Genomic DNA, 23143 nt, shown 5'->3' with positions numbered 1-23143 from the left:
CCACTTCTTCGTTTGGAAGAAGTGGCGCGAGTGACGGGGCTCGAACCCGCGACCTCCGGCGTGACAGGCCGGCACTCTAACCAACTGAGCTACACCCGCGTATCAGGTCGAAACTTTTGAGTTGTTTCGAAAACTATGAAGGGAAGGCGGTAGCGCCACTCTGTCTATTTCTAGAAAGAGTGGCGCGAGTGACGGGGCTCGAACCCGCGACCTCCGGCGTGACAGGCCGGCACTCTAACCAACTGAGCTACACCCGCGTTTCCCGGCCGAAGCGGCTGTGCGCCCCGGCGAGGGGCGTCGTTTAGGCGGGCTGACCCAGCGCGTCAAGCGGCCTTTTCCGAGAAAGACCCGCCTCAGCGCGGAAGGGGCGTGGACGGAGGGACTGCGGCCGCCTGGGGCGGGCTGTGCGGGCCCGACAGGCCGCCCGTGGCGGGCTCCTGAGCGGCGACGGCCGGGGCGGGCGGCTCGTAATGAACGCCCACGCCGGGTCCCACCGGCAGGTCTAAGGCGACCCAGGCCGCCACCATGGTCAGGCCGGCCACCAGGAAGGCCCCGGCGTAAGGCAGCATGGTCGCCATCAGGGAGCCCAGGCCGAAGCGCGGATCCCAGCGCTGGGCGAAGGTCAGGATCAGCGGGAAATAGCTCATCAGCGGCGTGGCGATGTTCGTCACCGAATCGCCCATGCGATAGGCGGCCGTCGTCATCTCCGGCGAAATGCCCAGCAGCATGAACATCGGCACGACGATGGGGGCCAGGGCCGACCATTTAGCCGAGGCCGAGCCGATGAACAGATCAAAGAAACAGGACACCAGGACGACGCAGATCAGCAGAAGGGGCGCGGGCAGGGCCAGGCTCTTCAGCTCGGCGGCGGCGTTGACCGCCAGGATCGGCCCCAGGCCCGACCAGTTGAACATGGCCACGAAGTGCGCGGCGAAGAAGGCCAGAACGATATAGGGCGCCAGCTGGGCGATGCCGTCGCGCATCATCCGCACCAGATCGCGATGGGACTGGATCGAGCCGGATCCCGCCCCAAAGGCCGCGCCCGTGACAAAGAAGACCACGGCGAAGAAGGCGACCAGCGAACGGTACAGGGGATTGAACCTCTGCTCCGGGTCGGCGTCGGGGTCCACGAAGGGCGAGCCCGGCAGCAGGGTGATCAGGGTCCACAGACCGATCATGGCCAGGAGGGCCAGGCCGGCGAATTGGAGACCGCGTCTCTGGGCCGCGGTCAGGGGCTCCTTTTCCGAGGTCGCAGGGGCGGCGACGCCTTCGGACGGGGTCCATTTGCCCAGCCGGGGCTCGATCACCCGGTCGGTCAGGAACCAGACGATGGGGGTGAAGACCAACACCACCCCGACGATGAAGAACCAGTTGCCGGCGATGTTCACCGAATAGGACGGATCGATCAGGTGGGCGGCGGGCTCGGTGATGCCCAGGATCAGGGCGTCGCTGGCGCCGGGGAACAGATTGCCGGCGTAACCGCCCGACACGGCGGCGAAGCCTGCAGCCAGGCCGGCCAGGGGATGACGCCCCGCCGCCGCGAAAATCACCGCCGCCAAGGGAATCACCACCACATAGGAGGCGTCGGATGCATGGTGCGACACCATGCCGGTGATCACGACGACCGGCGTCAATATGGCGCGGGGCGCATTCAGAAGCGCGCCGCGAATCGCCGTGGAGAACATCCCGGTCCTTTCGGCCACCGCCGCGCCGTAGATGATGGTGATGACGATCCCCAGCGGCGGGAAGTCCGCCAGGGTGCGCGGCATGCCGATGATCAGCCGCTCCAGATTTTCGGGCGACAGCAGGCTTTGCGCGACCAGACGGTCCCCCGTCACCGGATTGACCGCCGACCAGCCCAGTCCGGCCCCGACCAGACTCAGCACGATCAGGCCGGCGATCAGCCATAGAAACAGGAAGACGGGATCGGGCAGGCGATTCCCGACCCGCTCGACGGTGTTCAGGACACGGGCGCCCAGGCTCATGCGGATGACTTTCGGTTGGGATTTCAAGGCGGCAGTAGGGCCGGGAAGGGGCCAGAACCGCAAGCGTCGGGGCTGCGACATATGGCCCGGGAACTTGCGATCCGTTCTCAACAAAAAACCAATGGACGCAGGGGTTTGAACCTCGCGAACGTTGGGTCTAAGAAGCGCCGAATCCCGCCTCTCCCCGGCGGCCGAGGTTCTTTGAATGAACGCATTTCTGCTCGAATATCTGCCGGTCATTATCTTCGCCGGCATCGCCGCCTTCATCGGCGTGCTCTTCATCGCCCTGCCGATGCTGCTGGCGCCCAAGAGCCCCGATTCAGAGAAGCTGTCCGCCTATGAGTGCGGGTTCAACGCCTTCGACGACGCTCGGATGAAGTTCGACGTGCGCTTCTATCTGGTGTCGATCCTGTTCATCATCTTCGATCTGGAAGTCGCCTTCCTGTTCCCGTGGGCGGTGTCGATGTTCGACCTGTCGCACGCCGGAATGATCTTCGCCTTCTGGTCGATGATGGTCTTCCTGGGCGTCCTGACCATTGGCTTCATCTACGAATGGAAGAAGGGAGCCCTGGAATGGGAATAGTCGCGCCTTCCTCGCCGCTGCCCGGCGTTTCGGCGGGGCCCCTGGTTCCCGCCAATTCGGCCGCGCGTTCGATGGTCGAGGGCTATGATCCCAAGATCCACGACAAGTTCTTCGAGTCGGTCAACATGGAGCTGGGCGAGCGCGGCTTCCTGACCGCCTCGCTGGACGACGTCATCACCTGGGCGCGCACCGGCTCGCTGATGTGGATGACCTTCGGCCTGGCCTGCTGCGCCGTCGAGATGATCCAGATGTCGATGCCGCGCTTCGACGTCGAACGCTTCGGCATGGCTCCGCGCGGCAGCCCGCGTCACTCGGACCTGATGATCGTGGCCGGCACCCTGACCAACAAGATGGCTCCGGCCATCCGCAAGGTCTACGACCAGATGCCCGACCCGCGCTATGTGGTGTCCATGGGCAGCTGCGCCAACGGCGGCGGCTATTATCACTACAGCTACAGCGTGGTTCGCGGTTGCGACCGCGTGGTGCCGGTGGACGTCTATGTCCCGGGTTGCCCGCCGACGGCCGAGGCCCTGCTGTACGGCCTGCTGCAGCTGCAGAAGAAGATCCGCCGCACGGGGACCATCGACCGATGAGCTCGCTGGCTGTTCAAGAACGGTTCGAGGCCGCTTTGACGCCGATGGGCGCCGAGATGGTCGGGGCTCTGGGCGTCGAGGCGCAGGTCGCCTTCGGCGAGCTGACCCTGCTGGCGCCGCGCGAACGGATCGTCGAGGTCATGACGGCGCTGCGCGACCAGTTCGGCTTCCAGCAGCTGCTGGATCTGTGCGGCGCCGACTATCCGGATCGCGAGGAGCGGTTCGAGGTCGTCTATCACCTGCTGTCGATGACCCGGAACGCCCGGGTCCGCGTCAAGGTCGTGACCGACGAGGTCCAGCCCGTCGCCACCGTGACCGGGGTCTATCCGTCGGCCGGCTGGTTCGAGCGCGAAGCCTACGACATGTACGGCGTGATCTTCTCGGGGCATCCGGACATGCGCCGTCTGCTGACGGACTATGGCTTCGAAGGCCATCCGTTGCGCAAGGACTTCCCGATGACGGGCTATGTCGAGGTCCGCTACGACGAAGAGCAGAAGCGGGTCGTCTATGAGCCGGTCAAGCTGACGCAGGAATTCCGGACGTTCGACTTCCTGTCGCCGTGGGAAGGCGCCGACTACCCGGCGCCCGTGCTTCCCGGCGACGAAAAGGCTGGAGTGAAGGGCTGATGGCTGACGGAGCCCCCGTAACCGCGCCCGTGAACGGCGCTGTCGATCCGTTCAAGGACATGCCGGTCGATCACCGGACCGCGCACGCCAAGGACATGGACGACCGCAAGTTCACCATCAACTTCGGCCCGCAACACCCGGCCGCGCACGGCGTGCTGCGGCTGGTGCTGGAGCTGGACGGCGAGATCGTCGAACGCGTCGATCCGCACATCGGCCTGCTGCACCGCGGCACCGAGAAGCTGATGGAGGCGCGCACCTATCTGCAGAACGTGCCCTATCTGGACCGGCTCGACTATGTCGCGCCGATGAACCAGGAACACGCCTTCTGCCTGGCCATCGAGAAGCTGCTCGGCGTCGAGGTTCCCTACCGGGCCCAGCTGATCCGGGTGCTGTATTCGGAAATCGGCCGGATCGGGAACCACCTGCTGAACGCGACCATGCAGGCCATGGACGTCGGCGCCCTGACGCCCCCGCTGTGGGGCCACGAAGAGCGCGAAAAGCTGATGGTCTTCTACGAGCGCGCCAGCGGAGCGCGTCTCCACGCCAACTATTTCCGTCCCGGCGGCGTCCACCAGGATCTGCCGATGGACCTGATCGACGACATCGGTCGCTGGTGCCAGGAATTCCCCAAGGCCCTGACCGATATCGAGAGCCTGGTCACCGAAAACCGCATCTTCAAGCAGCGCAACGTCGACATCGGCGTGGTGTCCAAGGAACAGGCCCTGGCCTGGGGCTTCACCGGCGTCATGCTGCGCGGCTCCGACATCGCCTGGGATCTGCGCAAGTCGCAGCCCTATGAGTGCTACGCCGAGCTGGAGTTCGATATTCCGGTCGGCAAGAACGGCGACTGCTGGGACCGGTACCTCTGCCGCATCGAGGAGATGAAGCAGTCGGTGCGGATCATGGAGCAGTGCATCCACAAGCTGCGCAACTGCCCCGGCGAACCGGTGATGCTCGAGGACAACAAGATCGTTCCACCGCGTCGCGGCGAGATGAAGCGGTCGATGGAATCCCTGATCCATCACTTCAAACTGTATACCGAAGGCTTCAAGACGCCTGAGGGCGAGGTCTATGCCTCGGTCGAGGCGCCCAAGGGCGAGTTCGGCATCTATCTGGTGTCTGACGGCACCAACAAACCCTATCGCGTCAAGATCTCGGCGCCGGGCTTCCGTCACCTGCAGGCGATGGACTGGATCAACAGCGGCCACCAGCTGGCCGACGTCTCCGCCATCCTGGGCTCGCTCGACATCGTATTCGGAGAAGTGGACCGATGAGCGTTCGTCGTCTCGCCAAGGAACAACCGGCCTCGTTCGCCTTCTCGGCCGATACGACGGCCAAGGCCGAATGGTGGATCAAGAAGTACCCGGAAAACCGTCGCCAGTCGGCGGTGATCCCGATCCTGTGGCTGGTCCAGAAGCAGGAAGGCTGGGTCTCCGAGCCCGCCATCCGCGCCATCGGCGAACTGCTGGGCATGCCCTTCATCCGGGTGCTGGAGGTCGCGACCTTCTACACCATGTTCATGCTCGAGCCGGTCGGCAAGACCGCCCTGATCCAGGTGTGCGGCACGACGCCCTGCATGCTGCGCGGCGCCAATGAGCTGATGAAGGTCTGCAAGGAGAAGATCGGTCCCAAGGACCATCTGTCCGCCGACGGCCGCTTCACCTGGCAGGAAGTCGAATGCCTGGGCGCCTGTTCGAACGCGCCCATGGCCCAGATCAACGACTATTATTTCGAGGACCTGACGCCCGAGTCCCTGGCCCAGATCATCGACGACTTCGCCGCGGGCAAGACGCCCAAGCCGGGCTCCTATCAGGGGCGCGCCACGTCCGAGCCGGCCGGCGGGGCCAAGACCCTGCTGGATCCGAAACTGTACGACGGTTCGGCCGCCCAGCCGATCGCCAAACTGCCCAACAGCGACCCGGCGCCGGTCGAGAAGGCCCCCGCCTGATGCCTGCGCCCGACCTCGACAGCGACGAAGGCCGCGCCGCGTACCGCAAGGAGCTGCGCCTTGTCGCACGGCCCCTGCGCGCGGGCGGGCTCGCGCTGGTGGTCGGCGCGGCCATGCTGATTTTGCTGACCCGTCAGGGGACGCCGGGCCTGGGCGACTGGGCCTTCACCCTGTCCTACGTCATGCTCGGCGCCGGCTGGGCCTGCGTCATCGGCGCCATCTACGCCCGAAACCGGCACCACAAACGCCGGATGCGCCAGTTGGACGTCATGTCGTCATGACGCCGTTGATCGATTGTGGTTCCATGAATTCGATGCAGCGTGCCGGGGGGCGCCATGTCGATGGATCAGAAACGGGCAGGGCGCCGCGCGCCCAAGCGCGGCCGAGGCGGGTGGAGCCCCGCCGGGACGGGCCGATTGCTGGTCAATCTGGCCGGCGCGGCCAGTCTGTCGCTGAGCGCCGGACCCGTATCGGCGGAACCCCCGCCACCCTCGCCTTCGGTCGCCCCCGCGGCCGCTTCATCTACGCCTTCACCCGGTCCTGCTAATGCTTCCGAACCGCGTAACAACCCCAGCCCTGAACCTCGTCAGCCGCCGCCCGGCCAGCGCGATCTCGGCCTCGAACGCCAGTCCGCTCTCGGTCCCCCCCGTCGGCGCAGACGTAGGAGCAGCCTGATGGTCGGCATTCTCGAAGACAAGGACCGGATCTTCACCAATCTGTACGGCTTCCAGGACTGGACGCTGGACGGGGCGAAGACCCGCGGCGCCTGGAACGCCACCAAGGACATGCTGGACCTTGGCCGCGACTGGATCATCAACAACGTCAAGGCCTCGGGCCTGCGCGGCCGCGGCGGCGCCGGGTTCTCGACCGGGTTGAAGTGGTCCTTCATGCCCAAGGAGGTGAAGGATCGTCCTCACTACCTGGTCGTCAACGCCGACGAATCCGAACCCGGCACCTGCAAGGACCGGGAGATCATGCGCCATGATCCCCAGCTGCTGATCGAAGGCTGCCTGATCGCCAGCTTCGCGATGCAGGCCCACGCCTGCTACATCTATCTGCGCGGCGAATATGTGCTCGAGCGCGAGCGGATGGAGGCGGCGGTCAAGCAGGCCTATGAGGCCCGTCTGATCGGCAAGGACAATGTCCACGGCTGGGACTTCGACGTCTATATCCACCACGGCGCCGGCGCCTATATCTGCGGCGAAGAGACCGCCCTGCTGGAATCCCTGGAAGGCAAGAAGGGCCAGCCGCGCCTGAAGCCGCCGTTCCCGGCCGGCGCAGGCCTGTACGGCTGCCCCACCACGGTGAACAACGTCGAGTCGATCGCGGTCGTCGGCACCATCCTGCGTCGCGGCGCCGGCTGGTTCGCGGGCTTCGGCCGTCCGAACAACACCGGCACCAAGCTGATGGCCATCTCGGGCCATGTGAACGCGCCCTGCGTGGTCGAAGAGGCCATGTCGATCCCGCTGCGGCAGCTGTTGGAAGAACACTGCGGCGGCGTGCGCGGCGGCTGGGACAATCTGAAAGCCATCATTCCGGGCGGCTCGTCCGTGCCGCTGATCACGCGCGAAATGTCCGAGACGGCGCTGATGGACTTCGACTCCTTGCGCGAAATGCGCTCGGGCCTGGGCACCGCCGCCGTCATCGTGATGGACAACTCCACCGACCTGGTGAAGGCCATCGCCCGCATCAGCTATTTCTACAAGCACGAGAGCTGCGGCCAGTGCACGCCGTGCCGCGAAGGCACCGGCTGGATGTGGCGCGTGCTGGAGCGGATGTCGGTGGGCGAAGCCGATCCGTCGGAAATCGACCTGCTGCTGGACGTCGCCGGCCAGGTCGAGGGCCATACCATCTGCGCCCTGGGCGACGCCGCCGCCTGGCCGGTTCAGGGCCTGATCCGTCACTTCCGTCACGAGATCGAAGAGCGTATCGCCAACTACCGCAGCCGCCGCGCGAACTTCGCCGGCCACGCGATCGCGGCGGAGTAGGCATGCGCCTTTCACCCGCCATCGTGATCGGAGCCTTCGCACTCGCCGCCTGCGGCGAGCGTGAAGCTGCGCCCACGCCTGCGGAAAAGGTCGCGGCTGAGGCGAAGCCCTCCGACGCCGTACAGACGGCGCCCGAGGCCCTGAACGCCGCCGATCTGCGCCGCGTCTGCCGCGCCGGTCTGGCCGCCGTTCACGGCCAGGCACCGATGGCGATCGACGTCGACGGCGTCGACGGCGGGGTGGTTCACGCCTCGTGGCGGGCCCCGGTCGACGGCGGCCGGATGCGGGCCGACTGCCGCGTCGAGAAAGACCTGATCGTGTGGAAGCCGCTCAATCTGCCCGATCCCACCCTCGTTCGCTGGATGAACCAGTCGGACGATCCCGTGATCCGCTACGTCATGGACGGTCAGGCGATCACCATCACCCAGACCCTCCCGGATGGGACGACGGAACAGGCCGAACTGGCCGTTCCCGCAGAAGAGGAGGCGCGGTGATGGCGGATGAACCCGACAACCTCGTCCTTCAAATCCAGCGTCGCGTCGAAGGGCTTTTGACGTCGATGGAAACCAAGATGGATCGCCTCGGTGAGGACATGCACGACCTGAAGGTCCGCATGACTCACGTGGGGGAGGGCCTTGCAGGCGTCAATCGTCGCCTGGATCGCCTGGATCAACGTATCGAACGGGTCGAGACACGTCTGACCCTGGTAGACAGCCCTTACGGCGGAGTTCGAGAATAATGCCCATCGCCAAGGTCAACGGCGTCGAAGTCGAGTTCGAGCCCGGGATGACCGTGCTCCAGGTCGCCGAGCGCGCGGGGCAGGAAATCCCGCGCTTCTGCTACCACGAACGCCTGTCCATCGCCGGCAACTGCCGCATGTGCCTGGTCGAGGTGAAGCCCGGGCCGCCGAAGCCCCAGGCTTCGTGCGCCCTGCCGGCCGCCGACGGCCAGGAAATCTTCACCGACACCCCGATGGTCAAGAAGGCCCGGGAAGGCGTGATGGAATTCCTGCTGATCAACCACCCGCTGGATTGCCCGATCTGCGACCAGGGCGGCGAGTGCGATCTTCAGGACCAGTCCATGGCCTATGGCCGCGACGGCTCTCGCTATGCCGAGAACAAGCGCGCGGTCGAAGAAAAGAACATGGGTCCGACGATCAAGACCTTCATGACGCGGTGCATCCAGTGCACCCGTTGCGTCCGCTTCATCACCGAGGTCGCCGGCGTGCCGGACATCGGCATGATCTCGCGCGGCGAGGACGCCGAGATCACCACCTATCTGGAGAAGTCGGTCGGGTCGGAACTGTCGGGCAACGTCAATGACCTGTGCCCCGTCGGCGCCCTGACGCACCGGCCCTGGCAGTACCACTATCGTCCGTGGGAACTGAAGAAGACCGAGACCATCGACGTCATGGACGCCCTGGGCTCGAACATCCGCGCCGACTTCCGCGGCTCCGAGGTCATGCGGGTTCTGCCGCGCGTCAACGAGGGCATCAACGAGGAGTGGCTGTCGGACAAGAGCCGCTATGTCGTCGACGGCCTGACCGCCCGCCGCCTGGACCGCCCGTGGATCCGTGAGAACGGCAAGCTGCGCGCCGCCTCGTGGAACGAGGCCCTGGACGCCGTCGCCGCCAAGCTGAAGGCCGCCCCTGCCGACCGCATCGGCGTGATCGCCGGCGACCTGCAGGACGCCGAGTCGATGAAGGCGACGCTGGACCTGTTCCGCGCCCTGGGCTCCAGGAACACCGACTGCCGCCAGGACGGCGCCGCGCTCGGCGATGGTCCGCGCGAGAGCTGGCTGTTCAACTCCGGCCTCGAAGGCATTGAAAAGGCTGACGCCATTCTGATCGTGGGTGTGAACCCGCGCGTCGAGGCGCCGCTGCTGAACGCCCGCCTGCGCAAGAGCTGGATCAAGGGCGGGGTCGAGATCGGCGTCATCGGCGAACAGGCCGACCTGACCTTCGACTACGCCTATCTGGGCGCGGGTTCGAAGACCCTGGCCAAGCTGCCGAAGTCGGCGATGGACTTCCTGACCAAGGCCGAGCGTCCGGCGATCATCGTCGGCTCCGGCGCGCTGAACGGGGAGGGCGGCGCCGCCGTCCTGAACGCCCTGGGCGCCCTGGCCAAGAAGGTCGGCGTCGTCAGCGAAGGTTGGAACGGCTTCAACGTCCTGCACCACGCCGCCGCGCGCGTCGGCGGCCTGGACATGGGCTTCGTGCCGGCTGAAGGCGGTCTGACGGTCTCGGACATGCTGAAGCCGGACGCGCTGGACGTGCTGTTCCTGCTGGGCGCCGACGAGGTCGATCCCACCGGTTCGAACGCCTTCCGCGTCTATCTGGGCAGCCACGGCGACCGCGGCGCGCACGGCGCCGACGTCATCCTGCCCGGCGCGGCCTATACCGAGAAGTCGGGCCTGTATGTGAACACCGAGGGCCGGGTGCAGATGGCCGAACGCGTCGTCTTCCCCAAGGGCGAGGCCAAGGAAGACTGGGCCATCATCCGCGCCCTGTCCGCCCGCGTCGACCAGACCCTGCCTTACGACACCCTGGACCAGCTGCGGGCCAAGCTGATGGCCGATCATCCGACCTTCGGCCGGATCGACTATCTGCCCGCGCCGGCCGCCTTCGATCCGTCCAAGCTGGGCGTCAAGGGCGACCTGGGCGACCGGGTCTTCGCCTCGGCGATCACGGACCCCTATCTTTCCAACCCGATCGCGCGCGCCAGCGCGACCATGGCCGAGCTGTCCGCCCTGCGGATCGCCCCGGTCGCGATGGCGGCGGAGTAAGTCATGGACGCTGCTACTTCCTTTTGGGCCACGCCGGGCGGCTGGACGCTGATCACCGTCGGTCAGATTCTGCTGATCACGGTCGGCGTGCTGATCGCCGTCGCCTTCCTGCTGCTGGCCGACCGCAAGGTCTGGGCTTCGGTGCAGATGCGCAAGGGGCCGAACGTCGTCGGCCCCTTCGGCCTGCTTCAGTCCTTCGCGGACATGATCAAGTTCGTGCTCAAGGAGGTGGTCATCCCCTCCGGCGCCGACAAGGCGGTCTTCATCCTGGCGCCGATCATCACCGTGGTCCTGGCCTTCATGGCCTGGGCGGTGATCCCGTTCGCGCCGGGCTGGGTGGTGTCGGACCTGAACGTCGGCATCCTGTACATCTTCGCCGTCTCGTCGCTGGGCGTGTACGGCATCATCATGGGCGGCTGGGCTTCGAACTCGAAGTATCCGTTCCTGGGTTCGCTGCGTTCGGCGGCGCAGATGGTGTCCTATGAAGTCTCGCTGGGCCTGATCATCATCAATGTGATCCTGCTGGCCGGCACGATGAACCTGTCGCAGATCGTCGAGGGCCAGAGCGGCTATTTCTGGAACTGGTACGCCTTCGGCGGCGGGCAGGGCACCTGGCCCCTGATCGTGGTCCTGTTCCCGATGTCGATCGTCTTCTTCGTCTCGGCCCTGGCGGAAACCAACCGTCCGCCGTTCGACCTGCCTGAAGCCGAGTCCGAACTGGTGGCCGGCTATCAGGTCGAATACAGCTCGACGACCTATCTGCTGTTCATGATGGGCGAGTACGTCAACATCGTCTTCATGTCGGCGATGATCAGCATCCTGTTCTTCGGCGGCTGGAACCCCGGCTTCCTGTCGCAGGAGACGCTGGACGGCCTGCCGGCCTGGATCGCCTATACGATCTATCTGCTCACCTTCCTCACCAAGACGGTGTTCTGGTTCCTGGCCATCGCCCTGGTGAAGGCCTTCGTGCCCCGCTACCGCTACGACCAGCTGATGCGCCTGGGCTGGAAGATCTTCCTGCCCGCGTCGCTGGTGGCCGTAGTCATCACCGCCGCCTGGCGCGTCTTCGCGGTGGGTGCGTAGATGAGCCCACGCACCGTCATCCTGGCCCTGGTCGCGTCGTGGGGCCTCGCCGCCTGCACATTCGCGCCCATCGCCGCTCCGGCGCCGACCGATCCGGCCGCGTCCCTGGAGCGGCGCGAGGATGACGCGCGCCGCGGCGGCGAACGGGTCAACCTGTGCCGGATGATGAACCGGGACGATCCGCGCTATAAGGATATGGACTGCAAGGACGTGCTGCGGGGAGGCGGGGCATGAACCGTCTGAGCCTCATGCTGCTGGCGTTCGCACCCCTGACGACGGCTTGTGCGCCCGATACGCGCATGCCCGAGTCCGGCTATCAATGGGAACGCCGCCAGGAGCGCATCGAGCGTGAATGGCGCGACGGCCAGGCCAAAGGCCAGACTCAGGGAGCGGCCCCGGCCGCCCCCGCCCAGACTTCAACCAACGGCGCCCCGGCGCCAGAGGATCGCTTCTGATGTTCACTCGTATCGCCCAGGCCGCCAAGGGCGCGATGATGCTCGACGCCATCGGCGCCATCGGCCTGACCCTGAAGTACATGGCCCGCCCCAAGGCGACCGTGAACTATCCGTTCGAGCGGAACCCGCAGTCGCCGCGCTTCCGCGGCGAGCACGCCCTGCGCCGTTATCCGAGCGGCGAGGAACGCTGCATCGCCTGCAAGCTGTGCGAGGCCATCTGCCCCGCCCAGGCCATCACCATCGAGGCCGAACCGCGCGCCGACGGCAGCCGCCGCACGACCCGCTACGACATCGACATGGTCAAGTGCATCTACTGCGGCCTGTGCCAGGAGGCCTGCCCGGTGGACGCCATCGTCGAGGGGCCGAACTCCGAATACGCCGTCGAAACGCGCGAGGAGCTGCTGTTCGACAAGGCCCGACTGCTCGACAACGGGGATCGCTGGGAACGGCAGATCGCCAAGAATCTGGAACTCGACGCGCCTTACCGCTAAGGCGCTCACGCTAACGGGTCGGCGATTCCCAAACGGGGGTCGCGGCCGCTACGAAAGGGGCTTCGTCCCGACATGCTGCAAGGCATAGCCTTCTATCTGCTGGCGGCGACCGCCGTGGTGTCCGGCCTTCTGGTCGTGACCGCGCGCAATCCGGTGCACAGCGTGCTGTGGTTGATCCTCGCCTTCTTCTCGGCGGCGGGTCTGTTCGTCCTGCTGGGGGCCGAGTTCCTGGCCATGCTGCTGGTCGTCGTCTACGTCGGCGCGGTCGCCGTGCTGTTCCTGTTCGTCGTCATGATGCTGGACGTCGACTTCCTGAAGCTGCGCGAGGGCTACGCCCGATACCTGCCCATCGGGGCCGTCATCGCCGCCGTTCTGCTGGCCGAGATGATCCTGGTGTCCAGCGCCGTCATCCAGGGCGGGGCGACCGCCGGTCTGGCCGGGCCCGGCGCGCCCGATCCCGACATGAGCAATGTCGAGGCCATCGGCCGGGTGCTCTACACCGACTATATCTACTTCTTCCAGGCGGCCGGGATCGTGCTGCTGATCGCCATGATCGGGGCCATCACCCTGACCCTGCGCCACAAGCCGCATATCAAGCGCCAGAACATCACCGACCAGGTCAACCGCTCCGCCGCCAAGGCGATGGAGGTCAAATCGGTCCAGACCGGGCAGGGCGTCTCGCCCGAGGAGCTTCTCTGATGGACATCGGTCTCATCCATTATCTCAGCGTGGCGGCGATCCTGTTCACCATCGGGGTCTTCGGCATCTTCGTGAACCGCAAGAACGTCATCATCATCCTGATGTCGATCGAGCTGATCCTGCTGGCCGTGAACATCAACTTCGTCGCCTTCTCGACCTATCTGAACGACATCAGCGGGCAGATCATGGCGATGTTCGTCCTGACCGTCGCCGCGGCCGAGGCCGCCGTCGGCCTGGCCATCCTGGTGACCTTCTTCCGTAACCGCGGCGACATCGCCGTCGACGACGCCTCCGTGATGAAGGGCTGAGCGTGAACCTCCACACCCTGATCATTCTCGGGATCTTCGCCCCGCTGCTGGGCGCGACCGTCGCCGGCCTGTTCGGCCGCCGCATCGGCGACATCCCGTCGCAGACCCTCACGACCGGTCTGCTGTTCTTCTCGTGCGCCGTCGCCTGGACGGTGTTCGGCCAGTGGACCTGGGGCCATCTGGAGCCCTTCACAATCCGCCTGGCGCCCTTCATCAATGTGGGCGACTTCCAGTCGTCCTGGTCGATCCGCATCGACGCCCTGTCGGCGACCATGCTGATCGTGGTCACCAGCGTCTCGTCGCTGGTCCACCTGTATTCCTGGGGCTATATGGCCGAGGACGACAGCCGGCCGCGCTTCTTCGCCTATCTGTCCCTGTTCACCTTCATGATGCTGGCGCTGGTGACGGCCGCCGACTTCATGCAGCTGTTCTTCGGCTGGGAAGGCGTGGGTCTGGCCTCGTATCTGCTGATCGGTTTCTGGTTCAAGAAGCCGACCGCCAGCGCCGCCGCCATCAAGGCCTTCGTCGTCAACCGCGTCGGCGACTTCGGCTTCGTGCTGGGCATCATCACCATCTTCTGGATGTACGGCACGATCGAGTTCGCCGAGCTGTTCCCGCTGGTCGCGACCAAGGCGGGCACGACCTGGGAGTTCCTGGGCGTCCAGTGGTCCGCGCTCGACCTCGCCGGCTTCCTGCTGTTCATCGGCGCGATGGGCAAGTCGGCCCAGTTCTTCCTGCACACCTGGCTGCCGGACGCGATGGAGGGCCCGACCCCGGTTTCGGCCCTGATCCACGCCGCCACCATGGTGACCGCCGGCGTCTATATGGTCTGCCTGCTGTCGCCCATCTATGAGTATGCGCCCGGCGCGTCGCAGATCATCGCCATCATCGGCGCGATCACGGCCCTGTTCGCCGCCACGGTCGGCCTGACCCAGAACGACATCAAGCGGGTCATCGCCTATTCGACCTGTTCGCAACTGGGCTACATGTTCTTCGCGGCGGGCGTCGGCGCCTATCAGGCGGCCATGTTCCACCTGTTCACCCACGCCTTCTTCAAGGCCCTGCTGTTCCTGGGCGCCGGTTCGGTGATCCACGGCATGCACCACGAGCAGGACATGCGGAAGATGGGCGGGCTGTGGAAGCTGCTGCCGATCACCTATGCCGTCATGACCATCGGCACCATCGCCATCACAGGCCTGGGCATTCCCGGCGTCGGCGGCTTCGCGGGCTTCTATTCGAAGGACTCGATCATCGAGAGCGCCTTCGCCTCGGCGGCCTCGGGCCATTCGGCGGTCGGCATGTTCGCCTTCTCCATCGGTCTGATCGCGGCCGGTCTGACGGCCTATTACTCCTGGCGCCTGATCTTCATGACCTTCCACAACAAGCCGGTGTGGAAGGAAGAGGGCGACGCCCATCATGCCGACGATCACGCCTCGCACGCCCAGCTGGAAACCCATTCCGAGCCGGTCTCCGATGCGCACGCCCATGACGACCATCCGCATGACGATCATGGCCATCACGGCCCGCTGCAACCGCACGAGAGCCCCTGGGTCATGCTGGTTCCGCTGATCCTGCTGTCGGTCGGCGCCGTCGCCGCGGGCTTCATGTTCGTGCCACACTTCATCGGCCATCACGAGCATGAGTTCTGGCGCGGGGCCATCTTCACCGGCGAGCACAACCATGTGCTTCACGAAAGCCACGACGTCCCGACCTGGGTGAAGTGGTCGCCGCTGATCCTGACCCTGACCGGTACGGCCTTCGCCTACTGGATCTATGTCGCCCGCGAAGGCATGGGCCGTCGCATGGCCGAGCGGGGCGGGTTCCTGTACAACTTCCTGTACAACAAGTGGTATTTCGACGAGTTGTACGACTTCGTCTTCGTGCGCGGCTTCAAGGCCGTGGGCGACGTCTTCTGGAAGATCGTCGACGTGAAGATCATCGACGGCCTCGGCCCGAACGGCGCCGCCTGGGCGTCGCTGAAATCCGCCGCACGACTGGGCAAGCTCCAGTCCGGCTTCGTCTATCATTATGCCTTCGTGATGCTGCTCGGGGTGGCCGGTCTGCTCACCTTCGCCATCCTCGCGTGGGGAGCCTGAGCCCGTGCCCTACATCCTGAGCCTCGTTACATTCCTGCCGCTGGCCGGCGCCCTGGCGATCTTCCTCGCCCGGCTGGCGTCCAAGTCCCAGGACGCCGCCGCTCCGGCCGCGCGCTGGATCGCCCTGATCACGACCCTGGTCGTGCTGGCGGTCTCGGTCGTGCTGGTCGCCGGTTTCGATCCGTCGAACCCCGGATATCAGTTCGTTGAAATGGTCCCCTGGTTCGCCGGGGCCAGCTATCATCTGGGCGTCGACGGGATCTCGATCCTGTTCGTCCTGCTGACCGCCTTCCTGATGCCGATCTGCATCCTGGCCAGCTGGAAGTCGGTCGAGACGCGCGTCGTCGAATATATGATCGCCTTCCTGGTGCTGGAGACCCTGGTCATCGGCGTCTTCACGGCGCTGGACCTGTATCTCTTCTACATCTTCTTCGAAGGCACCCTGGTGCCGATGTTCCTGATCATCGGCATCTGGGGCGGCGTCAACCGCATCTACGCCGCCTACAAGTTCTTCCTCTACACCCTGCTGGGGTCGGTGCTGATGCTGCTGGCCATGCTGTGGATGTCGCACACCGCCGGCACCACCAGCATTCCCGAGCTGAAGCAATACGCCTTCGACCCGGCCGTTCAGCCCCTGTTGTGGCTGGCCTTCTTCGCCTCCTTCGCGGTGAAGATGCCGATGTGGCCGGTCCACACCTGGCTGCCCGACGCCCACGTTCAGGCGCCGACGGCGGGTTCGGTCATCCTGGCCGGCATCCTGCTGAAGCTGGGCGGTTACGGCTTCATCCTGTTCAACGTGCCGATGTTCCCGGTTGCGTCCGAGATGTTCCGCCCGCTGGTCTTCACCCTGTCGGTCATCGCCATCGTCTATACCTCGCTGGTCGCCTGGCGTCAGACGGACATGAAGAAGCTGATCGCCTATTCGTCGATCGCCCACATGGGCTTCGTCACCCTGGGCATCTTCTCGGGCAACTATCAGGGCATGCAGGGCGCGGTGTTCCAGATGATCAGCCACGGTCTGATCTCGGGCGCGCTGTTCCTGTGCGTCGGCGTCGTCTACGATCGGATGCATACGCGTGAGATCGCCTTCTACGGCGGCCTGACCTCGCGCATGCCCTGGTTCGCCGCCATCTTCCTGATGTTCACCATGGCCAACGTCGGCCTGCCGGGCACCTCGGGCTTCATCGGCGAAGTCCTGACCATGACGGGCGCCTATCAGGCCTCGACCTGGGCGGCCCTGGTTGCGGCCTCGGGCGTCATCTTCTCGGCCGTCTATGCCCTGACCCTGTATCGGGCGGTCATGTTCGGCGAGATCACCAATCCGAAGCTGATGACCATCGCCGACATCGACAAGCGTGAGCTGCTGCTGTTCGTGCCGCTGATCCTCGGCACCCTGTGGCTGGGCGTCCATCCGGCCGCCGTCCTCGATTACACCGGGCCCGCCGTCGAGGCCCTGACCAATGCCTATCGCGTCGCGATCGGCGGGTGAGACCAAGCATGCCTGATCTGTCCTCCGCCCTGCACCTCGCCGCCTCGGAGCTGACCCTCGCGGTCGGCGCCCTGGTCCTGCTGATGGTCGGCGCCTTCATCGGCGACAAGAGCGCCCGGCTGGTGTCCATCCTGTCGGTCCTGCTGCTGATCGCCGCCGCCGTCCTCGCCTTCATGGGACCGTGGGGCGTCGCCTTCAACGGCGCCTATGTGGCCGATCCGCTGGCCATCTACGGCAAGAGCGTCATCTATCTGTCCGCCGCCGTGGCCATCGTCCTGGGCGACGGCTGGATGAAACGGACCCACATCGCCAAGTTCGAATATCCGGTCCTGATCGTGCTGGCCTCGGTCGGCATGGGGATGATGGCGTCCTCGGGCGACCTGATTTCCATGTATGTCGGCATCGAGCTGCATTCGCTGGCCCTGTACGTCCTGGCCGCCTTCCACCGCGACGACGTCAAGGCGTCGGAAGCGGGCCTGAAGTATTTCGTCCTCGGCGCCCTGTCGTCGGGCCTGCTGCTGTACGGCTCCAGTCTGATCTACGGCTTCGCCGGTTCGATGCGGTTCGAGGACATCGCCGCCTTTGCCGTCGATCACCCCAGCCCCGGCCTGGTGTTCGGTCTGGTCTTCCTGATCTGCGGTCTGGCGTTCAAGGTCTCGGCCGCGCCCTTCCACATGTGGACGCCCGACGTGTACGAAGGCGCCCCGACCCCGGTCGTGGCCCTGTTCGCCACGGCGCCCAAGGTCGCCGCCATGGTCCTGATCGCCCGCGCCCTGGAGGGCGGCTTCAGCGAGGCCCACGCCCAGTGGTCGCAGGTCCTGGTCGCCATTTCCCTGATCAGCTTCGTCGTCGGCGCCTTCGGCGGCCTGGTGCAGAAGGACGTCCAGCGCCTGCTGGCCTATTCGTCGATCGCCAACATCGGCTACGCCCTGCTGGGCATCGCCGCCGGCACCAGCGAAGGCCTGCAGGCCATGCTGATGTTCATGACCCTGTATGTCATCGACCAGCTGGGCTTCTTCGCCATCCTGCTCAGCCTGTCCAAGTCGGGCCGGCCGATCCGTCGCATCGCCGATCTGGCGGGTCTGAAGAAGGATCGTCCGGTCACGGCCGTGGCCCTGACCGTCCTGTCGCTGTCGGTCCTGGGCATGCCGCCGTTCTCGGGCTTCTGGGGCAAGTATTATGTCTTCGGCGCCGCCGCCGACGCCGGCCTGTGGCCGGTGGCTGCGGCCGGTCTGGTCGCCTCGGTCGTCGCCGCCTTCTATTATCTGCGCATCATCAAGCTGATGTGGTTCGACGCACCCGTCGACGACATCCAGATGGACAAGTCCTCGCCGGAGACCAGCATCATCGGCTGGGCCTGCGCCGCCTTCGCCTTCCCGCTGGTGATTGTCGGTCTGACCTGGCTGGAGCCGCTGACCAAGGTTGCGAGCGCCGGCTTCGGGAACGGTTAGGGCGTTGACGCCCGCCCCTCTGGTCATCCTCGACGAGATCGACTCGACGCTGTCGGAAGCCCGGCGGCTGGCGGAGGCGGGCGAGGTCGGCCCGAAGTGGATCATCGCGCGCCGCCAGACGGCGGGGCGTGGCCGGCGCGGCCGAAGCTGGGTGGACAAGCCCGGAAATCTGGCCGCGACCTTGCTGATCCGGGTTCATGCGTCGCCGCGCGAGGCCGCTCAGGCGACCTTCATCGCCGCCCTGGCCGTCGCCGACCTGCTGGACGTCTTCGTCTCGCCGGCCCTGGTCTCGATCAAATGGCCGAACGACGTCCTGCTGGACGGCCGCAAGGCGTGCGGCATCCTGGTTGAAAGCGGCGCGCATGCGTCCGGCGGGCTCTGGCTGGCCGTCGGCATCGGCGTCAACCTGGCCCATGCGCCCGAGGGAACCGAGAAGGCTTCGGCGGCGATTGCGGAAAGACTGCGCGAGGACCTCGCCTTCGCCCCGCCGGTCGAAGCCGCCGCCGAGATCCTGGCCGAGACCTTCGCCGTCTGGTGGGGGCGCTGGCAGACGATGGGCTTCGAGCCGGTTCTGGACGCCTGGACCAGCCGTCTGACCGGGCTGAACGGCCCGTGCACCGCGCGTCTGGACAACGAAACGATCGAGGGCCTGGCCGAGGGTGTGGAGCCTGACGGGGCCTTGCGCCTGCGTCTGGCCGACGGCTCCGTGCGATTGATTTCCGCAGGCGACGTCTTCTTCGGCAAGGCCGCCTGACATGCTGCTCGCCATAGAACAGGGCAACACCAATACGCTGTTCGCCGTCCACGACGGCTCGGACTGGATCGCCCAGTGGCGCGCCGCCACCGAGGCCAGCCGCACCGCCGACGAATACGCCGTCTGGCTGAACCAGCTGATGGTCATGAAGGGGCTGGAGTTCGCCGCCCTGACCGGCTGCATCATTTCCAGCGTCGTGCCCCAGTCGATCTTCAACCTGCGCAATCTGTCGCGCCGCTATCTGAACATCGAACCCCTGGTGATCGGCGAGAACGCCCAACTGGGCATAGAGGTGCGGATCGCCAAGCCCAGCGAGGCCGGCGCCGACCGCCTGGTCAACGCCATCGGGGCCAAGCTGGTCTATCCGGGCGACCTGATCGTCATCGACAGCGGCACGGCCACCACCTTCGACATCGTCGCCGACGACGGCGCCTTCGAAGGCGGCCTGATCGCTCCCGGCATCAATCTGTCGCTCCAGGCCCTGCACGAGGCGGCGGCCAAATTGCCGCGCATCGCCATCCAGCGCCCCGACCACGTCATCGGCAAGGGCACGGTCGAGGCCATGCAGTCCGGCGTCTTCTGGGGCTATATTTCATTGATCGAAGGCTTGGTCGCGCGCATCAAGGCGGAATGGGCGCGGCCCATGACCGTCATCGGCACCGGCGGCGTCGCCAGCCTGTTCGAAGGCGCGACCGACAGCATCGATCACTTCGATCCCGACCTGACTATTCGCGGCCTCCTGGAAATCTGGCGTCGTAACGCCCAAATGACTGACTGAATGAAAAAGCAAAACCAAGACGAACTCGTTTTCCTGCCGCTGGGCGGCTCGGACGAGGTCGGTATGAACCTCAACGCCTATGGCTTCGGGCCAGAGGCTGATCGTGAATGGCTGATCGTCGATGTCGGCGTCACCTTCGGCGACCTGTCGACGCCCGGCGTGGACGTGATCGTGCCCGATCCTTCCTATCTGGAAGGCGAGACGATCAAGGGCATCGTCCTGACCCATGCGCACGAAGACCATATCGGCGCCCTGGGCTGGCTGTGGCCGCGCATCAAGGCGCCGATCTACGCCACCCCCTTCACCGCCTATCTGATCCGGGACAAGCTGCGCGAGCGCGGCATCCTGGACGAGGTGCAGTTGATCGAGGTGCCGCTGGGCGGCACGGTCGACATCGGCTCGTTCGGCGTGACCTTCGTCAACATGAGCCATTCGATCGCCGAGCCGAGCGGCCTGGCCATCGACACCCCCCTGGGCGTGGTGTTCCACACCGGCGACTGGAAGATCGACGACCAGCCGATCATCGGCGAGAAGACCGACGCCCCCGCCATTCGCGCCATGGGCGACGAGGGCGTGCTGGCCATGGTCTGCGATTCGACCAATGTCTTCGTGCCGGGCGTCGCCGGGTCCGAGGGCGATGTGGCCGTGGCGATCACCAAGCTGATCTCCAGCCTCAAGGGCCGGGTCGCGGTGGGCTGTTTCGCCTCGAACGTCGCCCGGATGGACAGCGTCATCCGCGCCGCCGAGGCCTGCGGGCGTCGCGTGTCCCTGGCCGGTCGCTCGATGCACCGGATCACGGCCGCGGCCAAGCACGTCGGCATGCTGCAGGACGTGAAGCCCTTCCTGTCGGACGAGGAGGCCCGCGTCTGGCCGGCCGACCAGATCCTGTACCTGTGCACCGGCAGCCAGGGCGAGGCGAGGGCGGCCCTGTCGCGCGTCGCCGACGGCACCCACCCGGTCGTCAAACTGGGCCTGGGCGACCACTGCATCTTCTCGTCGCGCCAGATCCCCGGCAACGAACTGGCCATCGGCAATCTGCAGGACCGCCTCGCGGACCGGGGCGTGCGCCTCTACACCGAGAAGGATCATCCCGGCATCCACGTCTCGGGCCACCCGTGCCGTGACGAGCTGAAGCAGATGTACGAATGGGTGCGGCCGCAGATCGCGGTGCCCACCCACGGCGTGCGCCGCTTCCTGCTGGAACACGCCAATCTGGCCAAGGACATCGGCGTCAAGGAAACCGTGACGCCGCGCAACGGCGACATGGTTCGCCTGGCCCCCGGACCGGCCAAGATCATCGACGAGGTGCCGAACGGCCGCCTGTACGTCGACGGCGGCATGCTGGTGACCGAACAGGGCGAGGCCCTGAAGGAACGCCGCCACGCCTCGACCAATGGCGTGCTGATCGTCAGCTTCGCCCTGGACAAGCGCGGCCGCATCGCCAGCGACATCGACATCCGCAGCGTCGGCCTGCCCGGCGACACCGCCACGCCGCTGGGCGACGCCCTGGACAATCTGGCCGAGCGCGTCGAACAGGTGATCAAGAGCCTGAAGGGCGACGCCCTGGACGACGAAATGGTCATCGAACAGGCTGTCGCCCGCGTGCTGAAGAAGGCCAGCCAGCAGATCTGGGATCGCCGTCCGATCGTCGAGACGGTCGTCCTGCGGGTCTGATGCAACCTTGACCGTTCAGGCGCATTTCTTGCGCCTGAACGGTTGGGGAAACTCATGTCAGACAAGCCCACGCGCGGCCGCCGTCTGCTGGAACGGGTGCGCCACGCCCGTCATCCGTTGCGCGGCTGGCGCCGCTGGGCTGTGATCGCAGGGCAGGGGACGGCTGGCTTCGTCGCCCTGTTCGCCGCAGTGAACCTGGCGCTCAGCCTTTCGACCTTTCGCGGCGACGAGCCGCTGTCGCGCACCGTCCACGAACTGCGCGTCCTGTGGTTCAGTCCGCCGGACGGACAGCCGATGTCGCCGACCGCCTTTCCGACCGTCTATGGCCGCGACCTCGGCCCCGCGCCCGACACCGCCGCCATCCACGCCTATCTGGAGCGAGAGGCCGAGGACGGGGTCTTCCTGCTGGATCATGTGATGGTGGACCGGATCCTGACGCTGAACGGACGGATCGACGCCCGCAGCCTGCCGTCCGGCGTCTATGTCGGCGCGCACGCCCTGGGGCCGGACCGCCTGCCGCTGGTGCCCGTGACCAAATACATGGGCCACTATCTGCTGTTTCCGCGCCATGCCTATATTCTGGTCGTGCCGCAGACGGGACCGGCCATCGCTTTTTCCGCCAGCCAGAACGCCAAGTTCGGCGTCACGGATCACCCCGACCGTCTCTCGGCCGAGATCGCCCCCTATACGCCCGACGCCTATGACTTCCCCAGTTCGGGCGAGGCCCTGCACGAGATGACGCGGATCACCAGAGACCCGGCCCGCGTCGCCGAGGCGGTCGAGGCCCTGAAGGGCGCCCAGGCCCGACTGGAGGCCGAGGGCCTGACCTACGGCCTGCTGGCCCCGAACTCGAACACCGCCGTCGGCTGCGTGCTGGAACGGTCAGGCTCCATCACCCAGGCGCAGCGGTCGTCCATCCTGTTGGCGTTGCGCGCGCCGGGCTTCGGCGCAGCCTGCGAATAGACCTCGCGGAATCCGGCGGAGGTCCGCTATATCCCGCCCATGACCGAACGACTCTTCCTGCTGAATCCCGACTGGCATGACGACCAGGGCGGTCCCTGGTTCTGCCCGGCCGGCGCCTATGTGGAGGGCGTGCTGGCCTTCTACCCCCAGCTGCGGAACGCGCTTGAGGTGGTCTATCTGGACCACCCCCGGCCGCGCCCGCCGGTCATCGCCGAGGTCGGCGAGGCGCATCAGAGCTGCCCTATCCTGATCCTCGACGGCGAACTGGACTGGCCCGAGGCTCAGGTCAGCGAAACGACGGGGCGTCGCTTCCTGCAGGATCACGCCATCGCCCCCTATCTCGCGGCGCGCTACGGCGTCGGTCGGCCGCATCCCTGAGGCGCGACCGACCGCGA

Annotated in this window: 25 protein-coding genes and 2 tRNA genes; 24 read left to right on the top strand and 3 right to left on the bottom strand. The window is 66.1% G+C overall.

Features of this window, described 5'->3' with window-relative positions:
* Window positions 1-22 precede the first annotated feature (22 nt).
* The 3 genes from ACP7CK_RS11230 to ACP7CK_RS11220 form a co-directional block, all read right to left on the bottom strand.
* Window positions 23-99: transfer RNA gene (locus ACP7CK_RS11230), tRNA-Asp, on the bottom strand.
* A gap of 81 nt (window positions 100-180) precedes the next feature.
* A tRNA-Asp gene (locus tag ACP7CK_RS11225) sits at window positions 181-257 on the bottom strand.
* 96 nt (window positions 258-353) lie between these two features.
* Complete coding sequence (locus ACP7CK_RS11220) at window positions 354-1985, bottom strand: AbgT family transporter (RefSeq protein ID WP_426026038.1); 1632 nt, start codon at window positions 1983-1985, stop codon at window positions 354-356.
* A gap of 205 nt (window positions 1986-2190) precedes the next feature.
* On the opposite strand from ACP7CK_RS11220, the gene ACP7CK_RS11215 reads away from it, so the two are divergent.
* The 24 genes from ACP7CK_RS11215 to ACP7CK_RS11100 all read left to right on the top strand — a co-directional run bounded on the left by ACP7CK_RS11215 (window position 2191) and on the right by ACP7CK_RS11100 (window position 23126).
* A complete protein-coding gene (locus tag ACP7CK_RS11215) occupies window positions 2191-2568 on the top strand; it encodes an NADH-quinone oxidoreductase subunit A (protein ID WP_008262515.1) in 378 nt (125 codons plus the stop codon).
* Window positions 2538-3161 (top strand): NuoB/complex I 20 kDa subunit family protein, encoded by a 624-nt coding sequence (locus ACP7CK_RS11210; protein ID WP_154725271.1) that lies wholly within the window; start codon window positions 2538-2540, stop codon window positions 3159-3161. Before ACP7CK_RS11215 ends, ACP7CK_RS11210 begins: the two co-directional genes overlap by 31 nt.
* Window positions 3158-3787, top strand: a complete 630-nt coding sequence (locus tag ACP7CK_RS11205) for an NADH-quinone oxidoreductase subunit C (protein WP_008260708.1) — start codon at window positions 3158-3160, stop codon at window positions 3785-3787. The genes ACP7CK_RS11210 and ACP7CK_RS11205 overlap by 4 nt, the downstream gene beginning before the upstream one ends.
* Complete coding sequence (locus ACP7CK_RS11200; protein ID WP_426026037.1) at window positions 3787-5061, top strand: NADH-quinone oxidoreductase subunit D; 1275 nt, start codon at window positions 3787-3789, stop codon at window positions 5059-5061. The genes ACP7CK_RS11205 and ACP7CK_RS11200 overlap by 1 nt, the downstream gene beginning before the upstream one ends.
* A complete protein-coding gene (gene nuoE, locus ACP7CK_RS11195) occupies window positions 5058-5735 on the top strand; it encodes an NADH-quinone oxidoreductase subunit NuoE (RefSeq protein ID WP_154725273.1) in 678 nt (225 codons plus the stop codon). The genes ACP7CK_RS11200 and nuoE overlap by 4 nt, the downstream gene beginning before the upstream one ends.
* Window positions 5735-6016, top strand: a complete 282-nt coding sequence (locus tag ACP7CK_RS11190) for a hypothetical protein (RefSeq protein WP_008263388.1) — start codon at window positions 5735-5737, stop codon at window positions 6014-6016. Before nuoE ends, ACP7CK_RS11190 begins: the two co-directional genes overlap by 1 nt.
* 393 nt (window positions 6017-6409) lie before the next feature.
* Window positions 6410-7723, top strand: coding sequence for an NADH-quinone oxidoreductase subunit NuoF (gene nuoF / locus ACP7CK_RS11185; protein ID WP_008264145.1), 1314 nt, complete (start codon window positions 6410-6412; stop codon window positions 7721-7723).
* A 2-nt stretch (window positions 7724-7725) separates the two neighbouring features.
* Entirely contained in the window at window positions 7726-8217 is a 492-nt protein-coding gene (locus ACP7CK_RS11180; RefSeq protein ID WP_426026036.1) for a hypothetical protein, read from the top strand.
* Window positions 8217-8462, top strand: coding sequence for a hypothetical protein (locus ACP7CK_RS11175; RefSeq protein WP_035311070.1), 246 nt, complete (start codon window positions 8217-8219; stop codon window positions 8460-8462). Before ACP7CK_RS11180 ends, ACP7CK_RS11175 begins: the two co-directional genes overlap by 1 nt.
* Window positions 8462-10507: an NADH-quinone oxidoreductase subunit NuoG gene (gene nuoG / locus ACP7CK_RS11170; protein WP_426026035.1), complete on the top strand. Its 2046-nt coding sequence runs from the start codon at window positions 8462-8464 to the stop codon at window positions 10505-10507. Before ACP7CK_RS11175 ends, nuoG begins: the two co-directional genes overlap by 1 nt.
* A gap of 3 nt (window positions 10508-10510) precedes the next feature.
* Entirely contained in the window at window positions 10511-11590 is a 1080-nt protein-coding gene (gene nuoH, locus ACP7CK_RS11165; RefSeq protein ID WP_372705735.1) for an NADH-quinone oxidoreductase subunit NuoH, read from the top strand.
* Window positions 11591-11824: a hypothetical protein gene (locus tag ACP7CK_RS11160; RefSeq protein ID WP_040349591.1), complete on the top strand. Its 234-nt coding sequence runs from the start codon at window positions 11591-11593 to the stop codon at window positions 11822-11824.
* On the top strand, window positions 11821-12045 hold the full coding sequence (locus ACP7CK_RS11155) for a hypothetical protein (protein ID WP_008262419.1): 225 nt from the start codon (window positions 11821-11823) through the stop codon (window positions 12043-12045). The genes ACP7CK_RS11160 and ACP7CK_RS11155 overlap by 4 nt, the downstream gene beginning before the upstream one ends.
* Window positions 12045-12536, top strand: coding sequence for an NADH-quinone oxidoreductase subunit NuoI (gene nuoI / locus ACP7CK_RS11150; RefSeq protein WP_008264332.1), 492 nt, complete (start codon window positions 12045-12047; stop codon window positions 12534-12536). The genes ACP7CK_RS11155 and nuoI overlap by 1 nt, the downstream gene beginning before the upstream one ends.
* A 72-nt stretch (window positions 12537-12608) precedes the next feature.
* A complete protein-coding gene (locus ACP7CK_RS11145; protein WP_008262516.1) occupies window positions 12609-13235 on the top strand; it encodes an NADH-quinone oxidoreductase subunit J in 627 nt (208 codons plus the stop codon).
* Window positions 13235-13543: an NADH-quinone oxidoreductase subunit NuoK gene (gene nuoK / locus ACP7CK_RS11140; protein ID WP_008264046.1), complete on the top strand. Its 309-nt coding sequence runs from the start codon at window positions 13235-13237 to the stop codon at window positions 13541-13543. The genes ACP7CK_RS11145 and nuoK overlap by 1 nt, the downstream gene beginning before the upstream one ends.
* 2 nt (window positions 13544-13545) lie before the next feature.
* Window positions 13546-15639 (top strand): NADH-quinone oxidoreductase subunit L, encoded by a 2094-nt coding sequence (nuoL, locus tag ACP7CK_RS11135; protein WP_426026034.1) that lies wholly within the window; start codon window positions 13546-13548, stop codon window positions 15637-15639.
* 4 nt (window positions 15640-15643) lie between these two features.
* Window positions 15644-17128, top strand: coding sequence for an NADH-quinone oxidoreductase subunit M (locus tag ACP7CK_RS11130; protein WP_426026033.1), 1485 nt, complete (start codon window positions 15644-15646; stop codon window positions 17126-17128).
* An 8-nt stretch (window positions 17129-17136) separates the two neighbouring features.
* The gene (gene nuoN / locus ACP7CK_RS11125) at window positions 17137-18579 is read left to right on the top strand and encodes an NADH-quinone oxidoreductase subunit NuoN (RefSeq protein WP_008260532.1); all 1443 of its coding nucleotides are present in this window, start codon (window positions 17137-17139) and stop codon (window positions 18577-18579) included.
* 4 nt (window positions 18580-18583) lie between these two features.
* Window positions 18584-19333, top strand: a complete 750-nt coding sequence (locus ACP7CK_RS11120; RefSeq protein WP_008261559.1) for a biotin--[acetyl-CoA-carboxylase] ligase — start codon at window positions 18584-18586, stop codon at window positions 19331-19333.
* A 1-nt stretch (window position 19334) separates the two neighbouring features.
* On the top strand, window positions 19335-20111 hold the full coding sequence (locus tag ACP7CK_RS11115) for a type III pantothenate kinase (protein ID WP_035309029.1): 777 nt from the start codon (window positions 19335-19337) through the stop codon (window positions 20109-20111).
* Window positions 20112-21785: a ribonuclease J gene (locus ACP7CK_RS11110; protein WP_008262826.1), complete on the top strand. Its 1674-nt coding sequence runs from the start codon at window positions 20112-20114 to the stop codon at window positions 21783-21785.
* 54 nt (window positions 21786-21839) lie between these two features.
* Complete coding sequence (locus ACP7CK_RS11105) at window positions 21840-22748, top strand: hypothetical protein (protein WP_372705730.1); 909 nt, start codon at window positions 21840-21842, stop codon at window positions 22746-22748.
* Between the two features lie 39 nt (window positions 22749-22787).
* Complete coding sequence (locus ACP7CK_RS11100; protein ID WP_372705729.1) at window positions 22788-23126, top strand: DUF3088 family protein; 339 nt, start codon at window positions 22788-22790, stop codon at window positions 23124-23126.
* The last annotated feature ends 17 nt before the right edge of the window (window positions 23127-23143 follow it).

The sequence above is a fragment of the Brevundimonas sp. TSRC1-1 genome (genome assembly GCF_049898245.1).
GTDB lineage: Bacteria > Pseudomonadota > Alphaproteobacteria > Caulobacterales > Caulobacteraceae > Brevundimonas > Brevundimonas mediterranea_A.
This window is presented reverse-complemented; position numbering and strand designations above follow the sequence as displayed.

Bases quoted from the DNA above. Each gene is read 5' to 3' on its own strand.
- ACP7CK_RS11220 (WP_426026038.1), bottom strand. From the start codon at position 1,985: ATGAGCCTGGGCGCCCGTGTCCTGAACACCGTCGAGCGGGTCGGGAAT.
- ACP7CK_RS11215 (WP_008262515.1), top strand. From the start codon at position 2,191: ATGAACGCATTTCTGCTCGAATATCTGCCGGTCATTATCTTCGCCGGC.
- ACP7CK_RS11210 (WP_154725271.1), top strand. From the start codon at position 2,538: ATGGAAGAAGGGAGCCCTGGAATGGGAATAGTCGCGCCTTCCTCGCCG.
- ACP7CK_RS11205 (WP_008260708.1), top strand. From the start codon at position 3,158: ATGAGCTCGCTGGCTGTTCAAGAACGGTTCGAGGCCGCTTTGACGCCG.
- ACP7CK_RS11200 (WP_426026037.1), top strand. From the start codon at position 3,787: ATGGCTGACGGAGCCCCCGTAACCGCGCCCGTGAACGGCGCTGTCGAT.
- nuoE (WP_154725273.1), top strand. From the start codon at position 5,058: ATGAGCGTTCGTCGTCTCGCCAAGGAACAACCGGCCTCGTTCGCCTTC.
- ACP7CK_RS11190 (WP_008263388.1), top strand. From the start codon at position 5,735: ATGCCTGCGCCCGACCTCGACAGCGACGAAGGCCGCGCCGCGTACCGC.
- nuoF (WP_008264145.1), top strand. From the start codon at position 6,410: ATGGTCGGCATTCTCGAAGACAAGGACCGGATCTTCACCAATCTGTAC.
- ACP7CK_RS11180 (WP_426026036.1), top strand. From the start codon at position 7,726: ATGCGCCTTTCACCCGCCATCGTGATCGGAGCCTTCGCACTCGCCGCC.
- ACP7CK_RS11175 (WP_035311070.1), top strand. From the start codon at position 8,217: ATGGCGGATGAACCCGACAACCTCGTCCTTCAAATCCAGCGTCGCGTC.
- nuoG (WP_426026035.1), top strand. From the start codon at position 8,462: ATGCCCATCGCCAAGGTCAACGGCGTCGAAGTCGAGTTCGAGCCCGGG.
- nuoH (WP_372705735.1), top strand. From the start codon at position 10,511: ATGGACGCTGCTACTTCCTTTTGGGCCACGCCGGGCGGCTGGACGCTG.
- ACP7CK_RS11160 (WP_040349591.1), top strand. From the start codon at position 11,591: ATGAGCCCACGCACCGTCATCCTGGCCCTGGTCGCGTCGTGGGGCCTC.
- ACP7CK_RS11155 (WP_008262419.1), top strand. From the start codon at position 11,821: ATGAACCGTCTGAGCCTCATGCTGCTGGCGTTCGCACCCCTGACGACG.
- nuoI (WP_008264332.1), top strand. From the start codon at position 12,045: ATGTTCACTCGTATCGCCCAGGCCGCCAAGGGCGCGATGATGCTCGAC.
- ACP7CK_RS11145 (WP_008262516.1), top strand. From the start codon at position 12,609: ATGCTGCAAGGCATAGCCTTCTATCTGCTGGCGGCGACCGCCGTGGTG.
- nuoK (WP_008264046.1), top strand. From the start codon at position 13,235: ATGGACATCGGTCTCATCCATTATCTCAGCGTGGCGGCGATCCTGTTC.
- nuoN (WP_008260532.1), top strand. From the start codon at position 17,137: ATGCCTGATCTGTCCTCCGCCCTGCACCTCGCCGCCTCGGAGCTGACC.
- ACP7CK_RS11115 (WP_035309029.1), top strand. From the start codon at position 19,335: ATGCTGCTCGCCATAGAACAGGGCAACACCAATACGCTGTTCGCCGTC.
- ACP7CK_RS11110 (WP_008262826.1), top strand. From the start codon at position 20,112: ATGAAAAAGCAAAACCAAGACGAACTCGTTTTCCTGCCGCTGGGCGGC.
- ACP7CK_RS11105 (WP_372705730.1), top strand. From the start codon at position 21,840: ATGTCAGACAAGCCCACGCGCGGCCGCCGTCTGCTGGAACGGGTGCGC.
- ACP7CK_RS11100 (WP_372705729.1), top strand. From the start codon at position 22,788: ATGACCGAACGACTCTTCCTGCTGAATCCCGACTGGCATGACGACCAG.